Below are 2,713 nucleotides of genomic sequence, written 5' to 3' on the forward strand. Positions count from 1 at the left end.
ATGTTGCTGTGAGCCTCCTTTACCACCGGCAGAGTCAGAATAAAGGTAGCTGTTGAAAGAGCCTGTAGGGCGGGCGGTGGCTTCCTGAGCTTGCAAACGCCTTGTCAGCGGTTGAGCCTGACTGACGACAGACAATGTCATGAGTAAAAGTGGTGCTGCAAAGAATGGGTGCTTAATCATTCTACCCTTGCATTCTGGTGTGAAGAGAGGAAGGATAGATCAAGAAAATAACTCAAGTTACCCAGTTAATAGTCCTCAACTGCCCCAGAGAAGCTTTCAGCCCTGTCAGGATCTCGACTTTTCACCGTCTCTTGTCGATCAACTTAACACCTGAAAGCCGTGTTTTCCGGATAAGATAACGCCTCTCTTTTGTTTCCTTAACTGTCTCTGTTCCCTACCTTGCCCCGGCGAAGGTCAGCATTCCCTCGCAGTCGGTATAGCCCAACTCGGTTGCGATGGAGAGTGTGGTGGTTCCATCCGACAAGGCGGCATTGAGATCCGCCTTGGCTTCGATCAGGAGTTTCACGATGTCGGTGTTATTTTCTTGGGCAGCGATATGCAGCGAGGTGGTGCCATCTATAGTCCGGTGGGCATTGAGATCCGCCTCGGCTTCGATCAGTAGTTTCACGATGTCGGTATGGCCCTTCTGGACAGCGATATGCAGCGAGGTGGCGCCATCCATAGTCCGGGGGGCGTTGAGGTCGGCCCCGGCCTCAATCAGGAGTTTCACGATGCCGGTATGGCCCTTCTGGGCAGCGCTGAACAGAGGGATAGGGCAATCCCCGGGCCTGGGGGCGTCGGGATCCGCCCCGGCTTCAATCAGGAGTTTCACGATGTTGGCATGGCCCTTATGGGCAGCGATTGACAGTGCGGTGTGACCACTCCAACTGACGGCGTTGGCATTCGCTCCGGCGCTGACCAGGCGTTCGACGACGTCCCTGTGCCCGTTAAAGGTTGCCAACATCAAGGCAGTTAAATCATTATCCACATTGGCATTGACGTTGACTCCCTCTGCCAGTGACTTCACCAACTGATCCAGATCCCCTTCGAGACAGGCAAGATAAAACGCCTCATCGGGGAAAAATGTATCCGGGTGAGACTCACCGGTGTTCTCATTCAGGACAGGCATCGGATCTTGCCGACACATTGCACAACGGCGAGAGCCGACGGGCTGATGAAAAAAACACTTCGAAATACAGTCCAGATCGAAGCGGTGGCGACAACATTGGGTTTTGACGACCACAGGCGCTTTCCTTTGCTCATGGAAGTAAGTCAAACAAATAGGACATTGATCGGCCTTCAGTGTCCATGAGAAGAGAGCAGCGAGCAATGCCATCCATAAGGTGAACATCTGTGTCAGTCAATCAGTTAGCACGAGTCAGATACGAAAAATGTAGGGTAGTTCATCTATTGTATGTCTATCAAAGTTTGCTGTGGCTAAATCATCACGCATTTCAAAAACTCATAAGATGGGAGCGCATGAAAGCCGTGTATACTTGCCTCTGTCCCCCTACCTTGCCCCTGCCTCGGTCAGGGCTTTCACGCAGTCGGTTCTGTCCATCTCCGACGCGATGGAGAGAGGAGTAGTGCCATTCGACAAGGCGGCGTTGGGATCAGCCCCGGCATTGATCAGAACTTTCACGCAGTCGGTATTGCCTTTCGCGGCAGCGACGAACAGTGGGGTGAAGCCATTCTTAATCTGGGCGTTGAGATCCGCCCCGAAGTTGATCAGGACATCTACGCAGTGGGTATTGCCCTTCCAGGCTGCGATGAACAGTGGGGTGACGCCATTCGACAAGGCAGCATTGAGTTCCGCTTTGGCTTCGATCAGGATTTTCACGCAGTCGGTGTTGCCCATTTCGGCAGCGATCAGGAGCGGGGTGGCGCCATCCTGATTCCGGGCGTTGAGATCCGCCCCGGCTCCGATCAGAGCTTTCACGCAGTCAGTGTTGCCCGTCTCGGCTGCGATGTAAAGTGGGGTGGCGCCATCCGAAGTCCGGGAAGTGTTGAGATCCGCCCCGGCTTTGATCAAGACTTGTACACAGCCGGTATTGCCTTTCGCTGCAGCGACGAACAACGGGGTGGCACCATCCGAAAAGGCGATATTGAGATCCGCCTCGGCTTCGATCAGGATTTTCAGGCACTCGGTGTTATTTTCTTTTGCAGCCATGAACAGTGGAGTAGCACCATCCTGAGTCTGGGCGTTGAGATCCGCCCCGGCTTCGACCAGGGCTTTTACGCAGTCGGTATTGCCTTTCGCAGCAGCGATGAACAGCGGGGTGGCGCCACCTTCAGTCCTGGCGTTGAGGTCCACCCGCGCTTCGATCAGAGCTTTCACGCAGTCGCTGTTATTTTGTTGGGCTGCGATGAACAGCGGGGTGGCGCCATCCGAGGTCCGGACAGCGTTGACGTCTGCCCCGGCGTTGATCAGGACTTTCACGCAGTCAGTGTTGCCCTTCCCGGCAGCGATGAACAGCGCGGTGTTGTCATCCTCAGTCCGGGCTGCGAGATCCGCTCCGGCTTCGATCAGGGCTTTCACAATGTCGGTATGGCCCATCTGAGCTGCTATATACACTGAGGTGACACCGTTCGAACAGGCGGCGTTGATATTCGCCCCGGCGTTGATCAGACGTCCGACGACGTCCTTGTGCCCATTGCCAGATGCCAACATCAGGGCAGTGAAATCATCACTCAAAACGGCATTGACATTGAC

At 54.7% G+C, this 2,713-nt stretch carries 3 protein-coding genes; all 3 read right to left on the bottom strand.

Annotation, left to right across the window (positions count from 1 at the left end):
* Positions 1-180 (bottom strand): hypothetical protein (locus KDK19_RS02595; protein WP_257291289.1); only part of this gene is annotated, 180 nt, incomplete at its 3' end.
* A 214-nt stretch (positions 181-394) separates the two neighbouring features.
* Positions 395-1,351: an ankyrin repeat domain-containing protein gene (locus KDK19_RS02600; RefSeq protein ID WP_257291290.1), complete on the bottom strand. Its 957-nt coding sequence runs from the start codon at positions 1,349-1,351 to the stop codon at positions 395-397.
* Positions 1,352-1,510: 159 nt separating this feature from the next.
* The coding region (locus KDK19_RS02605; protein WP_257288626.1) for an ankyrin repeat domain-containing protein at positions 1,511-2,713 on the bottom strand (1,203 nt) is incomplete at its 5' end.

Origin of the sequence: Endozoicomonas sp. ONNA1, assembly GCF_024606325.1 — a bacterium.
Taxonomy (GTDB): Bacteria; Pseudomonadota; Gammaproteobacteria; order Pseudomonadales; family Endozoicomonadaceae; genus Endozoicomonas_A.

Coding starts and splice junctions, on each gene's coding strand:
- KDK19_RS02600 (WP_257291290.1), bottom strand. CDS start 1,351: ATGTTCACCTTATGGATGGCATTGCTCGCTGCTCTCTTCTCATGGACA.